Origin of the sequence: Acinetobacter sp. YZS-X1-1, from assembly GCF_000804305.1 — a bacterium.
Lineage (GTDB): Bacteria > Pseudomonadota > Gammaproteobacteria > Pseudomonadales > Moraxellaceae > Acinetobacter > Acinetobacter variabilis.
The window spans coordinates 1-17,864 of sequence record NZ_JWHB01000029.1 but is presented as its reverse complement, the minus strand read 5'-3'; the positions used below and the strand labels follow the sequence as shown (position 1 = coordinate 17,864).

The window sequence follows — 17,864 nt, the reverse complement described above, 5'->3', positions numbered from 1 at the left end:
ATTCAGGCTTTTCTTATTTTATCAAACACGCAGGCTAAAGCGCACAGTGGCCCCGAAAGATCTAAATCACTTCTTACAAAAGTCGCTTCAATAAAAGAGCCTCTATCAGGTTCTTGATAAAGCTCTGTGACCCTTTTTACCCCACGCTTATGAAGCTCCTTACCCAATTTTCCTAAATTAGAATAATGCTTAAAGTATTCTTCTAGCTCATAACCATGCTGAGTTGAATTATACCACTCACGTAATGTCACAATTTCTGCAGCTTTTTTAGCTGCAGAAATTTGTTGTTTACGTAATTGGACTTCACTTATTGAAAATCCACAATTACTCATTGCTAATTTTCCCTATGAAACTTTGAGCTGTTGACAAAGCTCCCAAAAGGCCTTGTCTTTCATTTTTATAACTTTCTTCTTACCATCTATATATAAACTATAATGTTTATCTAAAGTCCGTATGGTCTCCATCAAACTTTCTTGATCAGCTTTATTTGTTACATTAAAAAGTGCACTAATATCAGCATTTTTAATTTGTGCAACGCGATGCACCACCCAAGTAAGAATATAGTCAGAATAATTATTCTCACCCGTTTTAAAATGGCTAATATCCTGCGTAGATAAAATTATACCCACCCCATATTCACGCCCTTCTTTTAAAATCTTACGCAAACTTGGAAAGTCTTGCGACATAAAATTATCAGCTTCATCAACCAAAATCATTTTGGTAAGTTGTCTAAAATCACCTTCAACATGAGGTTTACCTTTTTTCTGCATTTGTGCATAAAATAAATCTAAAGTTAAAGCGACAACTAAACTTTGTACTTGTAGTGGATATCCTGCTAACTCAACAACCAAAACACCATCTAGCAAATCATATAAGCTCGAACATCTACTATTAATTGATTCAAATATCTCTAGTTCATTTAAACTTTCAAGCGCTGCATATAAAGAATCAATTGTAGGGTTAGTGGCTATATATAAATCCCATACGTCTTTAATAGTAGGAGCATCTAAATACCAAGTTGCTGAGTCTGCTCGATCAATACCAACAGCCTCATAAGCATCCAAAATGAGCTTACGTAAAGTCGCTTGTTGTGCAACACCCAACCCAAAAGCTTTAGCCATAGTATCTGAGAAACCACGAGCTGTATGAACAGGCAACATTGGTGTATCACCAAATAGGCTCAATGGGTTATAAGGTAACTTATAAAGCTTATGTCGTTTTACTGAATTAATTTCAGTAAATTTAGCATCTACATAATCTGACTTATAATCGAAAATCAACATACCAATAGATGCTGCATTTACATTATTACTTTGATTCTGTATCAACTGAGTTATAAGTGACTTGGTAAATTGCGTTTTACCTGTCCCCATCGTACCAATAATCCCTGTATTAGTATTCATAAACTTAGCTGTATTGGTTGGTTCCCAATATAATTGCTGATTATTGAGAACATTTTCACCAAAATGTATTCGCAATGCTTCTTGGGATTCAGGCTCAGGCTCAGGCTCAGGCTCAGGCTCAGGCTCAGGCTCAGGCTCAGGCTCAGGCTCAGGCTCAGGCTCAGGCTCAGGCTCAGGCTCAGGCTCAGGCTGGACTGCTATTCCGAATTTGTCAAGTTGGCTCGTATCATCTCCTTCCAACGCTTCATCATCTGTAATTTCTTCAACCTCAGAGAGGTCGCCTATAGGATCAGAAATAAGATTAGGATCAACTTGTTGAGTATTTGAATCAACCATGATCTCCTTAAATAAAGTATTTCCCTTTAAAATAAACTTTTCAGGAATATTAATTAAATCTTCTGATTCACAATTTTCTAATAGTTCTCGCAATGGGGTGGATATAAATTTATTCTGGCAAGGCCCAGGGATTTTAGCCATTAGAATATTATCAATAACTGTAAAATCCTCTTGGAAGAAAGTATCATTTTCAATAAATGCAACTACGAATCCCTTTATATACCCTTGAATATCCGCTAGCTTATAATCTCCTTGTAGCAAAATTTCACGGTCTTTTAAAAGTGATTCGAAATAATTATCACTATATATTTTATACAGTTGATACTTTTCCACCTGCATCATAATTTGTTTAATAAATAGACCTCTATATAGATGACCTACTAAATCTTGACGCCCGAAAAGAACATTTTCTAAATAGCCTTTAAGTTTTTTAGCTTGCTCAATACCTTTATCATGTCTCTGCTTTTGTCCAACTTTAACTTCTAAAGGAAGTAGATACATCTGCTGATCTTTAAAACCCACAAATAAGACATCATCTGACATGACACCGTACTTGAGACCTTGGCAATAAGTACTGAAATCTGATTCACTCATTTTTAGGCCAATATTGCCAGAAATACGAACCATTTCAGCAACGCTTAAAGGTACCCAAGTAATATCACTATTAATTAACAGACAATTCACATATTTATAAGCAGCAATTATGCTTGCTTTTTCTCGACGCTCCTTTTCAGGTAAGGTAAGCATCTTAAGCAACCACTCACCATTAAATGCATTAAACTCATCTATACGTCCTACTTTACCCTGACCTAAAATTTGATCATACAAGTCTCTTCGTTTCGTAACAGTAATAGCATCATAATTTGAAGAATTGGTGTAATTATCTGAATAATGAATTAATACAACATCCTGTTGAGATTTGAAGAAATCCAATGTCACTTTTGGATCAATAATTACAGTCCATAAGCTATCTTCATAAGATTTTTCTAATAATTGTTGCAGGTCACTAGTTACTTTTAATGATAATCCGTTTGATTCATAAAAATTTTGATTTTCCCATGCTGAATAACTTAGAGCACTGTAACGTTTGACAATTTGAATAGCGGGATTATTTAAATCGGGGAAATACTTTAGTCCTGCCGTTGTGAAATATGTTCCTTGCTCATGGTAAGAGGTTTCCCCCGCCAATAGCCCATGACAAGCTATTCCAGTTTTACTTTCAATTAAATCAACAGGGGCGGTTTTTACTGGTGTATTATTACGGACAAAAGAAATATGTGAATAATTAAAAGCCTCAACTTTTGCAATTTCAAATTTACTATATGTAATATTTCGACGAACAATATCTGTAATCTGATCTGCATCAGCATCATTAGGACTTAACTTGCATAAACTCTTGAGCTCCTTTTGACTAATAGAATCTGCCACAATATCAAAGTATGTATTATTCAATTTATCATCGTATATACTTACATGAATATTTGGGATATTTTTCTGTTTATGTTTTTTTATAAAACCAATAAGTCCAAGGAAAAGATCTTTATTATCACCATTATGAATAGAATTAATTAGTAAAGTATCTCTGTCACCCTGGCTAAATAAAACCTTAAAGGCTTCAACAAATTCACTAGTCTTTTGTCGTACTAAAGGCTGTGTATAGCTGAGTAAATTATCTTTTTGAGGAATGACTTCAATCCACATAGGGTGCTCAGCAACTACCTGACTATAACTGAACCTATGCTCACTCGAGGCATGCCAATTAAATGGAATTAACCCTTCTGCATTTAAGCGACGGATTGTAGTAGAAGATAACTGAGTAAATGAATTAGAAAAGTCTTGCTGACATTTATTTACTAGTGTCAAGAAATATGCAAGATTAATTGGATGAAAAGGCGTTAAATATTCTTGATCATCTATTAAAGAAAAACCTAGGTTAACAAGCATTTTTTCATCTTTTGAAAGCAGCTTAGCTGTTTGAATATTATTAATCAAATCAACATATTCATTAACTAATTTTTCTACAATTTCTAAAAAGTCATTTCCCCAAGAAACTAAACTTAAAAGTGTCATTTTCTCCTTTAGGTAGGTAAATAACTCTCTATACACCTCCGCTAATCTTGGATAAGCTGAATTAAGTTCATCAATACTAATTTGTGATCGCTCACCTATTACATTTGATAGTAGTCCTTTTTCAATGAAATCTAGCTCATAATCAAGAAACTTTTTATACTCATATCTTGTTTTATATTCTCTACCTAATAAGGAAATTTTAGAACTAGATGAGTTATATATGCCATTAACTTCTTCGTCAAAAAAGTGACTATAAAGTTCTTGATTAAATATCAGTGGAAGTTTTAAAGAACTTACAGATACAATACCTTGAATTTCAAAATTGAGAATATGATCAGAGTTTTTTAATGAAAAATTGATAAAATCTTCTGTAAGTAACAAATCTTCATAATTAACAGCCCCATACTGATTAATATCTATAATTTCTGAAGATTTTTTCAACGTGTAAGTATTTACATTATTTATATCAAATTGAAAAATAGATTCATCAGTCTGTAGTATTAAATTCTCTTTTCGAGGGCTTATTAAAAACTTAGTAGCTAACGAACTAATAGAAAAAGTATTTTCAGGAATAAGTAATACTCTGAATTTAAAACATTCCTTAGGTTTAGGCCTCTTTATCTCAATATTTAAAAATTGAATCTCATTATCAAAATCCGCCTCAAGCTCAACAATCGATTTACCCTGACGCTTTTTTACTTTTCCAGTTATAATATTTTTATATTTTCCAAATTTAACATCTTTAGCTGCTAATTCACCATTTTCAAAATTAAGATCAATTTGAATTTTTTTAACACGCAGAGGGACTTCAATTATCAAGTGATGATCACGAGATGCAGAAGTATTTTTTTGTGTAGAGTTCTCTCTTACACGTTTATAAATTTTCCCTTCATTAACTTTACAATCAGAAAAAGTAATTAAATCTAAAATATTTTTTTTCTGTTCTTGAAGACAACTTCCATAATCCAACTTAGATTTCCAGCTATCTGAATCATTGGAAGGAAAATATTGATCTATAAAACGCTCACTAAAATCTAGCTCAATTAATTTTTCTTTATACTCAGTAGGGAATTGTTCAAAAATATAATCAATTTGATCCTTTAATCTTTTATTCTCATTTAATCGGCGCTCGATTTGATCATCTTTTGAATTACTCCATGATACCATTGTAGTATCATTCAGATATCCTAATTCATTAAAATCTATTTTACCATCTTGGACTGCTTTAAAAAGCTCTCTAAAACCAAACATTGTTGCACCATCTGCTTGAATTAAATCAAACTGGTGATTTAAAAGATGTTTGGAAATTTCATTATCTTTGAGTGAGCTAGTTGTAATATATTTTTCTAATGCAGCATAGATTTCTTTAGGGTTCCAAATATTATTAGTTAAACTCAAATCTTTTGATGAATTATTAAGTGTATCTAATGATGAATTATGAATAATCAATAGAATACTATTTTTAAAATCATTTTTCTGACCAGAAACCAAATCCCTAATTAAAGAAATATAATTCTCAGAATAACCAGGATCAACCATTGAATGTAAAACTGGAATTACTTTAAAATTATTTATTTCGAAATAAATAATTTTTTCTTCTTCCAATATAATGCAAGAAGTAGCTCTACGTTTAAAAGCCTCATATAACTCTAAACTATTATTATCATCTGGGGATTTAAAATGTAACTTTTCACCTACTTTTAAATGATCTTCAGCCCATCCAAAAAATAATTCAACTAAAAAATCTTCATATTGTTTTTTTGACATAGATCGCATCCCCACTATCACTCATTTTTTCAACATTACCTAGTCTCTCGTAAAATTCGACTAAGGCCTTTTGACTTTCTTTATCGAAGAAGACGCCTCTCTGTTTGAATTCATCAATAATTTCATAAAGTCGTAATTTTTCTCTTTCGCCAATCGCTATATTAGTTAAAAGTAAAAGATATTCCTGATTTAAAACAAAAATTGTTCCCGCACTGCCCCGTGTTTGAGTAAAAGGTTTTAAAATTTTATATTTAATTGTATTAACAACCTTATTTCCCGCACTTGCCCTTGTCTGTCCTTTTGCAAATTGTTCTTTAAATAAGTACTGAAGTTCACTCATGATATCGATACAATCATGAAACTCCTCAATGGATAGCGGCAGTTCTCTATCTGCTGCAAAATCATAACAATATTGCTTAAGAGGATAAAAATGCTCTTCAGTAAGCTGTTGAACTAACGCCCAAAGAGGTATCTTCTTTTCTAAATTCGTTTGTAAACTCTCAGTTAGAGCTAGTATAGGAAAAATTGACTCTAAACTTTTCTCTACTTGCTTATAACCTCTTTGCAGGCAAACCCTCTCTCTACTAGCTTTTTCACTATCTAAAATAAAATAGCATTCCTTCACTGAAGGCTCTTTAACTTCTTTCCACCCATTGATAGATAAAGACAATTGAGAGGTGTAGATGAACATATATAGTTCTAAAAATAACTGTATATTTTCTAAAAAATATTTTGATTTAGTCGTTAAAAAATCTAAATCCTTAGAAAATATATTTGATATTTTAGGTAAATAACTTATTACATCTGCAGTATTAGGTTTTTTTGTTGGAAAATATGTATTGAATACTTCATTGATTTTATTTTCAATGAAATTGAGGTTTGGCACATTATCTTCATAAATTTTATCTTTGGAGAATAATGTTTTCATTAAGGACACTATTCTTTTCTCCACTGCAGAGTTATCTACATTATCTGCTAATGAATATATACTCAGCTTAGGTGAAACTTTGGCAATATTTTTTCCATTGAAATAAATTTGCTTAATGAAAGAACAAGCATCATCACTACTAAGTAAAACTTTAAACTCATCCTCGCATATATTTTCAAAACTTTCTAATTGATCGCGAATTTCTGAAGATTTTTTTTCAGTGAAATTCAAACCATATAAATTACTTAAAAATAACCCCGATATAATACTCCAATTAAAATCATCACTATTTTCTTGTGTTCTAATTGGATAAAATGAAGCCATACTAGTCCTAGTATCTACCTTAAGATCAAGATTTAGACTCATTTTACATACTCACTTCAATATAATCATCTTCAAAGGTAAATGTCATTTCTTTAATAGAATCTTTCTCTATATTTTTAAAAGTTAACTCTTTTGAGTTATTACCTAAAGTAATAATTCGATTAACTATCTCATTTAAGAGTATTACAACACTTCTATCATTCTTATTGGGTCGATAACCAGATTTAAGTTTCATTAATAGTTCAAAAAGATTAATATCTACTGGAAATTCAACCTTCCCACAATCTTTTACTTTTAAAAATACATAAAATGAGGATCCATTCACATTGACTACATTTTGTTTCAATACACCCAAATCAGCTGAAAACTTTAAATTAGCAATAACCTGATAACTTCCATATTCGCGTATCAAATATTGATCAATACTCAAATAAGGAGATTTTTTATTAAGATAATTTCTCAAAGATGCTAATAAATCATTATTATAATAGTCTCTCAGTTTCTTTATTAAAGAACTATCAACTTCTAAAAATTTATGATATCGATAAATATTTAAAAAATCATTCAAAAGTTTCTCTGAAAAATCATCTTCGAATTCCTTGTGGAAATTATATTTTAATTCATAAAATTTCAAAAAATAAAACAATCTAATATATGAATGAGAACTATATAACTGTTCAAGATGAAATTTTTCAAAAATTTCTCTCTTAAATTTTTCAAACTTTTCACTAGTTTCTTTTAATTGATAAGAAATCAAGAACCGATCAATTAGTTTAGTTTTTAAAAAAACTGGGTCAAATTCACTTAAATTTTCTAAAATCTCATTATTTCTTGAAATAAAAATGTTATCAAATATATACCCTTCCCCTATTACTAGTTCATATATCAAATCTAATAATGTACGTGTAGTTATGAACTGGTTCCGATATAATCTTACTTTTAACAATAAATCAATTATCACCTTTTGAATTTCATTAGAACAAAGAAGGTTATAATTAATAAATATTCTTTTTTCCTGTGATTTAAGTCCGATATCTTTACTTTCACTATAAACTTTATAAATTAGGGATTCTGAATTAGTTATTTTTTCAAAAATTTTAGATATGAATTCAGCATGATAATCATCTCTAGTAATATCAAATTTTGGATAATCTTCAAAACTTAAAAATTCATAACCATCTGAAACTTGTTTTTTTTCTAAATATTTTTTAAGAACACAACCTATATTTTTATTTTCTGCTGCTGCCGCATAGTTTCCCAACATCCCAATATTTATTGCTATTACTAGTGAATGGTGTCCAACTTCATATTCATTAAATAATTTATTTAGAGTATCGACTGCAGAATCATGCGGAGCAAAACTATGTGTGGCATCTAAATGAAATTTGATATATGGCGTATTGAATTTTTCTCGAGCCCTTAATAAAAGTTCAGATTTTCCATCGCCACTACTACCACAAAGGAATATGACTTTTTTAGAGTCTTCTTTAATGGATTCTAATAATTCAAAAAGATGCTCTTCAATTGGCATCACAACATATAAATCAGATTTTATTGCAGATAAAGCCGCATCAAGGTCACTTTCAGTAGAAACTGCGTAAGAAGAGGATTTAGACAACACACTTATTGCATCAATAAAATTCATTCTTAACCTGTGTTATATAAATATTTTTAAATTATTCTATTCTGCCATGCCCCAACCCTGAAATCACTAACTAATATCTAATAATCTTTTTAAACATACAAATACGTATACCAACATAACTCTAATCTATTTCAACCCAAACCCATCTAGGGTCGAAGGGTCAAAATTTTCATCAAACATAAACTCATCTGCTCGCTCTTTTTTTAATGTCGCCAGGGCATAAAAGAAACATTTTTCACATAACTGCAATTCATATCTTTCCCCGTCATGCTTGGAACCATAGCCCCAATGCGCCGATAAAGTGCCAAACTCCAGTTTCGTTGATTGGTTGCATACATCACATACAACATCTGTAACGACTTCTACCTGTTTCAGTTGTTTAATTTCCATATACGGCTCCCGATATCAATCAAGTTAAATTTGTCTACATACTTATCAAAAATTGATTCCTGTTTGGTTTTAATTACCATTAAAAAAAGATTAAAAATACTATATATAGGGGATTTTATAATTCAATAGCACAATATATGGAACTTCAAGCCATTGCCCTACTATTGACAATTATATGAATATTATTGTTCTATTTTCAGCCATTTGGCACAAATATGGGGTGGCATCACTGTATGTCTGTAAAAAAGAAAAGCATACCAAATTACCGCGTATCTGCAAAAAATCTGCAATTAATATGCTACCCAAACTGTATGCACGCCTACCAAGTTTGGATCGCTTTATTTTTTCAGCTTAATGAAAAACAGCAAAACTATCATTTGAATTTTACTTTTAAACAGAATATCGACATCCCGCTCCTTACCACTAACACACCGGATCACTATTTTTTTAGTAGTCATTTCAGCTGGATCTATGCTCATTTTCACCATAAAAACAAAACTGAATTGAAGTTCAGAGCTTATGAGAAAAATAATTCCTACGAATTCATCATCCAGGCTTTAAGCGAAGTAAGGGGCTTACTGTGTTCCGGATTACATCACTCAATTCATGGCTTAGATATCATCGCACATTGGCTAAATGAACAATACTCAGCTGCACATCTTCAGGAAGTTTTCGGTCAGGAAGCCTTAACTGTTAATCATCTACGAGAACTATCAGGGCTGTCTAAATCCAAAAGTCCGGTAAGTTCTGTTTCAAATTATGCAGGCCCCCTGTCATTAGAAAAGATTCTGAAGGGAATTGTATAATGAACGGATATAGTTATTTAGAAGATACTCAAAAATTAAAGCTTGAGCCATTTCGAGACTTCTATCAAGCACTGGCGAAAGCAAAACTGAAAAATGATCAGGACTTCTTTAAGCTTAATGATTTCATTCAACCAACTGAAGTCGTTGAAATCAACAATATTATAAATCAACAACTTGCAAACAAATCAATTAGTGAATACCCTCTGGTTCATTATCTTGTTGCAGTCATTAACACCCCTTCAGCATATCAAGCTAATGCACTGAAATGGGCCATTTTCAATACCCAATGTATTGAATTACTTGATAGCAAAGAACATGCAGCTACTGTAGCTAATCTTTGTAGACGTTTTCGTTTAGCCAGTACAAAGCAGGAATACCATTGGCTTTACAATTTTTTACCTTCTCTTCCGATCGAATTAGACGATCTTGTTAAATTTCTAAAAGAAGCTGAAACTGAGAATGGAAAATTATTTGAAGAATCCAAAGAGAGTTTAAAGAAAACGGAAATGGGCCAATTGGCAGAAATCCGCGTTATTTATACCTATGCGCATACTCAATCAGAACGTCAAAAAAGAAATCGTCAAAGTAATCCACCTCCCCCAAAATCGTCTCAAACTGACGTTAAAAAGACATTAAGAATTTCACTTGATGGAGAAAAAACATATCAAACTCATTTTGAGCGAGGTGTGGCAAAACAGCCACCTGAGGATAAAACTATAGAAAAAGTTGAAGATCATAATTTTGAATTTAACTCATTAGAGCAATGTTCTATTACAGCTCAGATCAATAATCTCAAAAATAAAATTCTGCATCAAAACAAGAATGAGCTAATGAGCAAGCTGAATCCTCGGGTGTTCGATTTGCCTACCGCACAGTACATTATGCAAATTTTATTAGAACAGGCAGAGAACTCTCCAATTCATACCCTGCTTTTATTTTCAGTCCTCAGTCTTACTCATTATAAAGACCTGCCTGTATTTCAAAAAAATTTACGAGTCAGTACAAAAAACAAAGAGGTATCACTGAAACCCCAAAAATGTTTCTTTAAGCAAAGCTTTGAAGTCTCTAAATTCAATGATTTTGTTTTAAGGGAACATAGGTTGAATACCGTGAATTCTTTTACGATTCCTCTGCCTAAATATTATCTGGAAAACCTAAATCAGTTGAAAAGAATGGATGGTGTTGAGATTGATTTCAAGATACAGGAGTATTTACGAAAAATTAATAAAGGGCTGACCTTCCAGTTAACATCACAAAATCTTCCTCGCTTACTCAGTGATATTGCATTGAATGAAATGGGGTATGAGCTGGAAAGCAAATTACTGAATGGAGAAAGTGTTCAGCACTATATTCCATGCCATTACTTTTCAACACAGATCGTAGATATTCTTGATATTTATACTCAAACTCTAAGTTTGACTGTTCCTCAGCTGGAAACTGAATATCTTGAAGAATTCAGCAATCCGCATTCTTTTGGTAGCCAGCAGACACCTAATCTCCCATTCGTCCAGTCTTTTTTTTACCAGCTTGACCACCAAGTTCGGAATAATCCCAATCCCTTTCAGACTTTAAATCATTATTCAATCTGGCTGTGGCATATTTGCATGCTGACAACTTCAGCACGGCCGAGTGAGTCCTTCCCACCCAATCTAGATTATATTGACCTTGACAACCAATTGATGGCTGTTGCAGATAAAGTGCAGCGTTATTCTGGCACCATTGGACGCTATTTACCTTTTAATAATTTTCTTCGTGATGAAATACAGCATTACCTAAAGTATTTGAAACATTTTCTGCACCTCACTAAAGCCTATCTGTCGCAAGAACAAGTACAAGCAATCCAAGAGGTCTTCGAGGGGGAACGCCCCTTTCTATTATTTTACGATCCACAAGGATATATCCGAAATTTAGAACTTTCTGATATTCAAAAATACTGTACAGAAATAGCCCTTCAGCGCAATTGGACCCGCCACTTTGCTCGTTATTTTTTTGCCCAATACTGCAGTGAAGATGTAGTTAAGGGCATCTTTGGTCATGACGAAGCAATGCAGGGACTGTTTGACCGCTATTCAGCTTTTCAGGCGACTGATTACGACCAAATCAGAGCAGCACAAGACAAGCTGGTCGAAATCTTAGCGCTTAAAAGTATGTCGACATTCAACGGGATCATGATTAAATGAGCAGACATCCACACTCGCTAAAACGATTAAAGAAGCATAGAGAGAAAAAAGTTTTTCTTTTGCAATTATTTAGCGAAAAATGCACAGAACTGACACCCGAAAACTATCCAGAAATTTTTCGACAAGTTGACGATCGACTTTTAGAGCACTGTAAGTCAAATATCCGAAGCTACCAAATAGCACGTATAGAATTTGCTAAATATATCAAGCGCTTTAATCTTTCATCAGATCACCACTATCCGGTGCCTGCCGCCCCCGTGAGGCACGAAAGGTCTCTGCCACTACAAAATATTGAAACCTTAAAACATGGCAAAAAGGTGACTCAATTTGCCAAAAATATGATTGCTTACTGGACACAACATAATGACTTCAGTCCAACCCAATCACTTGGCTTCTGCTTGATCAGTTCAATATTATTTAATGGCATTTATAATCATGCCGAACTGCAAAAGTTTTTAAAAATCATTTTAAAAACAAAGAAATTTCAAATTTTTTTAAAGAAGAATCATATAGTTACACTCGAAATCCCGAACCGGTATTTTGGTAATCAGCGTATAAATGACCCTGATTTTGCAGTTAGCTATACAAAAATGTTTGTGCTACACGATATTGTGAAATGCTGGATCTACAGACTAAAATATCAGAAATTTGATTTATTTTCAGATATTGAAGATGCAGAACATCTGATTAACGCTTGTATTATCGAATGTTTTCCTGAGGAAAAAGTGCGTTGTAAAGATCTGTTAAAACACGGTTTTTACTATACACAGTTCCTGAAAAACAGCGGGCTGGATCAAATGTCCATCTGCATCTTAAAAAATGAAATTTACAGTTCCAGCCCTCTCGAAAAACAATTAACAGCTTATTTTATTCAGCCTGAACCCACGCCTACCCATACGGTTCAGAATATTTGTGAAAAACCTCAAGACCAGCCTACGGTCACTATTACGTTAGATGAAGTCGATATTTTAGTAGAAATACGTCAAGCTATTCGTGCAAAAGACTATAGTGATAAACTCATAAAGTTATATTCCGGAGAACAATCTCCGGCCTTGGAACGTTTGCTGCTGTGGACCATTCTGCGCTCAAAATTAACGGAGACAGAACTGGACGATCTCAATAATATTATTCAGCAGCAGCAACGATTTAAGCGCAAGCTTATACGTGCAGATTTTCAGCCAATTAAACAAAGCTCTCTAAAAACCATGTTTTCACAGTTTGCAGTCCATTGGCTGCAGGCAATGCAAGACAAAGATATTTCGTCATTTTCAGATGCTGATTTTAAAGACCTCTATGGGGAAATGCTTCTATTAAAGAAAGAAACAACTCGAGCGACTTTACAAAAACGTCTACAGGAGTTTCATCACAAACAGACCTTATTCTTTAACGCACCCGCTGTCGATCTGGATAATTTAATCCAGGTAAAAATTTGTAAAACAGCACTGATATCGCCCCATCTTTTTCACGGCATGCTACAGCAGCTCGAAAATACTCAAGGTATTTCAGTTCGGGATAAAAATATGTTTAAACTGATTTTTATTCTGGGGTTCAGAGCCGGACTTCGGATCAATGAAACATTGAATATCTTCGTACGTGATCTATTTATTAATGAAGAGACAGTGATACTCACCATTCGCAACAATCGCAATAAAAATCAAAAAAGCTATTCAGCTTACCGTAAGATTCCCTTACATCATCTGCTCAAAGCAGACGAATTACACGCATTTAAAACATATAGTCAGAATAGAAAACGTCTGCTAAAAGAACAAGGAAAATCAGTTACACAACCGCTATTTTTAAAACAGTCGCTGGAAGAAACCCATGAAAATGAAGTCAATGCTCTACTGAAACAATTGATCCAGTCATTTTTCGGCGAGCACAATTTTACTTATCACAACCTGCGCCATTCTGCATTTAATCATCTCTATCTGGTTTTAAAACACTCACCGCTTGCTGATGCATTTACCGACTATACGCCAAATGAGCAACTACGTATCCGTTATGCATTGCTGCGAAACAAAAATACTCAGCAAACTTGGTATGCGCTTTCTCATTTTGCCGGGCACCTGACACCTGAAACCACTTGTTCAAGCTATCTGCATTTAATGCATCTCGCAATTAGCTACCAGCTGAATCAAATGCACAGCCCGCTTCCTAAAGAAGCCTATTTCAATATTCTGAAACATGATGATGCTATTAAATATCCTGTACAGCAACGGGCGATCAAACAGTTTTTATTTGACCGACTTACTAAAGACCGTTACAGGGAACATGATCATCAATATCAACCAAGGCAACAGAAATCACCTGATTCACTGATGCTAGGAGCTCATGACTCAGAGATGACTTTTGAACTATTGCATCACATTCTTGTAGTAGAAAAAGAGCAAGACCTTCTGTTACCTGAAGCAATTCCTTTGCAAATCGCGCAAAAATTACGTGCCAGAGCTCTGCATTTGAAAACCTCCTGTGTAAACCAAAAAAAATCATCGAGGTTATTTACCACAGATTTTTTAAGGAGAACTCCCGATGCATTGGTCACCATGTTTCCAACCAATCAGGAGGAAAAAAATGTCATTCACCATGTTCAGGAGCGTTATGCAAATGTACAAAGTAAATACAAAAAACAGCTCAATGCGATCTACTCAATTTATCTTGAAAAAGTCCAGCCCAATTCAGCCCAGTTAATTTTTGAACTGAATGAGAAACGGCAACTGAGGAAGCTTCTTTCTTTTATCAGCGGTTTATTTCCCAAGAAATATCTTCATTTAGAACTCTCTCAGCAGAGCAAGACAGAGCTCAAAAAGACATTACAGGATTTAACATTACGGGCAGAAAACTTCAGTATAAATGAGGGTGAGCAGCGAATTAAGTTTTGCTTCAAGTGTAAAGATGCGAAGGCACTCGGTGTATTCAAGCTACTGATGTATCTAATAATTGTTTCTCATATTTAAGATGTTTACAGTAAAAATTGGATGTCTGATCAACGATGATTAAATAGTATAAACTCTATGAATTAGCAGCGTCTGAAACAGGGATCGGTCATGCATACAACATCAGAAAAAACTGCAAAACAGAAAATGATATTAGCTAAGGCAGTTTTAGCTGCTGCTGAGCGCCTTGGTCTTGCACAGGATCAACTAACCTTAATACTGAATATAGATTCGGTGAAAACTTTAACCTCTCTTGAATTAGATCCCACTTCAAAACAGGGAGAAATCGCAGTCATTTAATCCGCATTCCCACATCACTGGATGCTCTTACAGGTGGGGATACAGCCTGGATGCAGCATTTTATGAAATCACCCAATAAATTGATGAGTGGCATACCAATAGAAGAGATTCAGAACCCTCAAGGATTGGCCTCTGTTTTACAATTGGTGGAAGGTCTTCGGGCTAAACTTTAAGATAAGCAAAGTATTACAGAAAAATTTGAAAGTGATAGCCCTCTCCAATAATTCAAATGTGAGGTATAAGAATCCCCCTTCTTCTCAAGATGTATATATCTGGTCTAATTCCATCAATTGATTACGAACTGCTGCTATATATTAGATTTATTAACCTGATGCGAGGCAAAATCGAATCTTATAGATCAATAACCATTCAAAAACCAGTATACAAAGTTTGCTATATAGCGAACATTCACCATAATTAGCTAAAAGTTTGCTATATGGCAAACAAATTTCGGGAGAAAAAATTGATATGGCTACAAGACGTGAAATAGGTAAAGAAATACGTTTGGCGAGAAAAGAATTAGGCTATACACAGAAAAGTCTTTCAGAAAAGACTGAAGTCAATAAAACAACAATTTCAGAGATAGAGAATGGCCGTTTTACAGGTTCATTTGACATATTTGAACGTGTGCTTGATAGCGTAGGGTTAGAATTCGAAGTGAATAAAAAAAAGTTTAACTTGCCACATTGGGATGAAATTGAAGCAATATTTGCAGAAGATGATGAATGAAATTATTCAGAGGCTCTTATCATTTGGTATTTACATCCAACAACACAGACATAACAGCTGCATACATACAAGTAGGGCTGTTTTACAGATCGAAATGATAAATTCATAAATTGCTTTTCAAAAAAAAAAGAAACTAATATGTTTCTTATATCACCCAAAAGCAATAAATATGTCTACATTGAATAAGTCTTTACTACAGCAAGTCAAAAAAAGACGAACCCAATTGGGCTTAAAAAAAATTGATATGCAATCTCGTACAGGCATGTCAAGACAGCAGTACCAAAAGCTGGAAAGTCAGGGCAATCCTCGATTAGAGACCTTAGAAATTATGGCACCAGGATTAAATGCTCAACTGATGCTCATCCCTGATGATAAGGTTCATTTGATCAGACAATTATTGAATGATGAAATTAAAGTCACTATTGAAGATCAGGATGACTTAATGACTAACCCATGGAAGGGTCTTCTCGGAGGAGAGGAACCATGAATACTGTTGCCGTCCTGAAATTAAAATTACATCACGGTATCGTTGGATACTTGGCAGGATTTCAGAGTGGAAAAAATATTCTGGTTTTTACAGATTCTTTCCGCTTTGATCAGCAACGTCCGACCTTGCGCCTGCTGACTTCCCCCTTGTATCCTCAAGCGGATAAAATTTTAGAAAAGACCTATGTTACACATCAGCGCTTACACCCCTTGCTATCAAACTTGCTACCAGAAGGTGCATTACGTGAACTGATTGCACAAAGCCTCAAAGTACATATAGACAATGAATTTCAGTTATTGGCAGCTTTAGGTCTTGATTTACCTGGAGCACTCATTGCGACTCCATTAGATCCAGAAGAAATTCCAGATGAAATAAAATTCAAACTGCAGATCTCGAATCCAGATCAAATTTTAAAGCAAGAGATTCGAACAGATAATAAGTTTTCCTTGGCCGGCGTCCAAATGAAGTTTTCCATGAAAGCCAAAGATGGGCGTTTTACACTAGCACAGGCAACAGAAACGACTCTACTCGGGGACTGGATTATCAAAGCTCCTTCTTCCAGACATGCTTTTGTTCCACTGAATGAATATTCTATGATGCCCCTTGCCAAAATGGTCGGAATAGATGTCCCTGAGATTCGGTTGGTGGATATGGCACTCTTACAAGACCTTCCACCATTAAATTTACCCCAAGAGCAATATGCTTTTGCAATTAAGAGATTCGATAGACAGAGTACTGCTAACACTACAGAGCTTATTCATATTGAAGATTTTGCTCAAATCTTTGATGCATACCCACATCAGAAATACAGCACCACAAATTATGAGCAGATAAGCAAGATCATTTACCAGTATTCAGATAACAAAATTTTTGATATTCAGCAATTTGCCAGCCGTTTACTCATAAATATTTTACTTGCCAATGAAGATGCACACTTAAAGAACTGGAGTATGATTTATCACGATAAAAGAACACCAAGATTATCTCCCGCATACGATATATTGATGACAAGTGTATATATTGAAAATGAGCGTCACTTCGCATTGGATCTTGCCAAAAATAAAGATTGGTATTTAGCTGAGATGAAACACTTTGAACAATGGGCAGAAAAAGTCGGTGTTCCATGGCGTGTAATTGAAAAACAACTTCACGAGATCATGGACAAAGCACGGTCCGTATGGCCAGCGCTATTACTAGATTTACCAATGGGTTCTGCCCATAAAGAAAAACTAAGAGAACATTGGAAAAAATTGCATCCAGACTTTCAAATACTTGCAAATGATTAGAACCCGTAAATACGGTAAGTCTGATAACTGCTATGGTAGCTTATCGTTTTTGACTGGGAAAATCTTGATGGTAGTCATCTCAATTACGCCGCAACGATTGGTTCCTTGCAATAGATTCCATTAGATTGTAAATGTCTAATTAGATTTCTTTAATCTAATAGGATCTAATCAGCTAATAAAGCACCTTTTCACCGATCAACCGACACATTTTATAACTCCATTATTTTTTGGCTTAATAGCCATATCGGTTTTGTTGCATAAACCTAGCCTAGAAAGATTA

The 17,864-nt window shown here is 34.0% G+C and carries 11 protein-coding genes and 1 pseudogene; 7 read left to right on the top strand and 5 right to left on the bottom strand.

The window, feature by feature from the left end; genetic code table 11:
- Window positions 1-2: 2 nt before the first annotated feature.
- The 5 genes from RJ01_RS13155 to RJ01_RS13135 all read right to left on the bottom strand — a co-directional run bounded on the left by RJ01_RS13155 (window position 3) and on the right by RJ01_RS13135 (window position 8,863).
- A complete protein-coding gene (locus RJ01_RS13155) occupies window positions 3-332 on the bottom strand; it encodes a hypothetical protein (RefSeq protein ID WP_034171423.1) in 330 nt (109 codons plus the stop codon).
- Between the two features lie 12 nt (window positions 333-344).
- A complete protein-coding gene (dptH, locus tag RJ01_RS13150) occupies window positions 345-5,576 on the bottom strand; it encodes a DNA phosphorothioation-dependent restriction protein DptH (RefSeq protein WP_034171422.1) in 5,232 nt (1,743 codons plus the stop codon).
- On the bottom strand, window positions 5,557-6,828 hold the full coding sequence (gene dptG / locus RJ01_RS13145) for a DNA phosphorothioation-dependent restriction protein DptG (RefSeq protein WP_227504437.1): 1,272 nt from the start codon (window positions 6,826-6,828) through the stop codon (window positions 5,557-5,559). Before dptG ends, dptH begins: the two co-directional genes overlap by 20 nt.
- Before the next feature lie 43 nt (window positions 6,829-6,871).
- Complete coding sequence (dptF, locus tag RJ01_RS13140; RefSeq protein WP_034171420.1) at window positions 6,872-8,473, bottom strand: DNA phosphorothioation-dependent restriction protein DptF; 1,602 nt, start codon at window positions 8,471-8,473, stop codon at window positions 6,872-6,874.
- Between the two features lie 126 nt (window positions 8,474-8,599).
- On the bottom strand, window positions 8,600-8,863 hold the full coding sequence (locus tag RJ01_RS13135; RefSeq protein ID WP_005094670.1) for a hypothetical protein: 264 nt from the start codon (window positions 8,861-8,863) through the stop codon (window positions 8,600-8,602).
- A 311-nt stretch (window positions 8,864-9,174) separates the two neighbouring features.
- Between RJ01_RS13135 and RJ01_RS13130 the strand changes: the two genes are divergently transcribed.
- The 7 genes and pseudogenes from RJ01_RS13130 to RJ01_RS13100 all read left to right on the top strand — a co-directional run bounded on the left by RJ01_RS13130 (window position 9,175) and on the right by RJ01_RS13100 (window position 17,584).
- A complete protein-coding gene (locus RJ01_RS13130) occupies window positions 9,175-9,669 on the top strand; it encodes a hypothetical protein (protein WP_034171439.1) in 495 nt (164 codons plus the stop codon).
- Window positions 9,669-11,849 carry a hypothetical protein gene (locus tag RJ01_RS13125; protein WP_034171419.1) on the top strand — a complete coding sequence of 727 codons (2,181 nt, stop codon included), beginning with the start codon at window positions 9,669-9,671 and terminating at the stop codon, window positions 11,847-11,849. Before RJ01_RS13130 ends, RJ01_RS13125 begins: the two co-directional genes overlap by 1 nt.
- Window positions 11,846-14,803: a site-specific integrase gene (locus RJ01_RS13120; protein ID WP_034171418.1), complete on the top strand. Its 2,958-nt coding sequence runs from the start codon at window positions 11,846-11,848 to the stop codon at window positions 14,801-14,803. Before RJ01_RS13125 ends, RJ01_RS13120 begins: the two co-directional genes overlap by 4 nt.
- Window positions 14,804-14,893: 90 nt before the next feature.
- Window positions 14,894-15,255, top strand: a pseudogene (locus RJ01_RS13115) (antitoxin Xre/MbcA/ParS toxin-binding domain-containing protein).
- 295 nt (window positions 15,256-15,550) lie between these two features.
- The gene (locus RJ01_RS13110; protein WP_034171417.1) at window positions 15,551-15,811 is read left to right on the top strand and encodes a helix-turn-helix domain-containing protein; all 261 of its coding nucleotides are present in this window, start codon (window positions 15,551-15,553) and stop codon (window positions 15,809-15,811) included.
- Window positions 15,812-15,989: 178 nt separating this feature from the next.
- Window positions 15,990-16,298: a helix-turn-helix transcriptional regulator gene (locus RJ01_RS13105; RefSeq protein ID WP_171248481.1), complete on the top strand. Its 309-nt coding sequence runs from the start codon at window positions 15,990-15,992 to the stop codon at window positions 16,296-16,298.
- Window positions 16,295-17,584 (top strand): type II toxin-antitoxin system HipA family toxin, encoded by a 1,290-nt coding sequence (locus RJ01_RS13100; RefSeq protein WP_034171415.1) that lies wholly within the window; start codon window positions 16,295-16,297, stop codon window positions 17,582-17,584. The genes RJ01_RS13105 and RJ01_RS13100 overlap by 4 nt, the downstream gene beginning before the upstream one ends.
- Window positions 17,585-17,864: the final 280 nt, after the last annotated feature.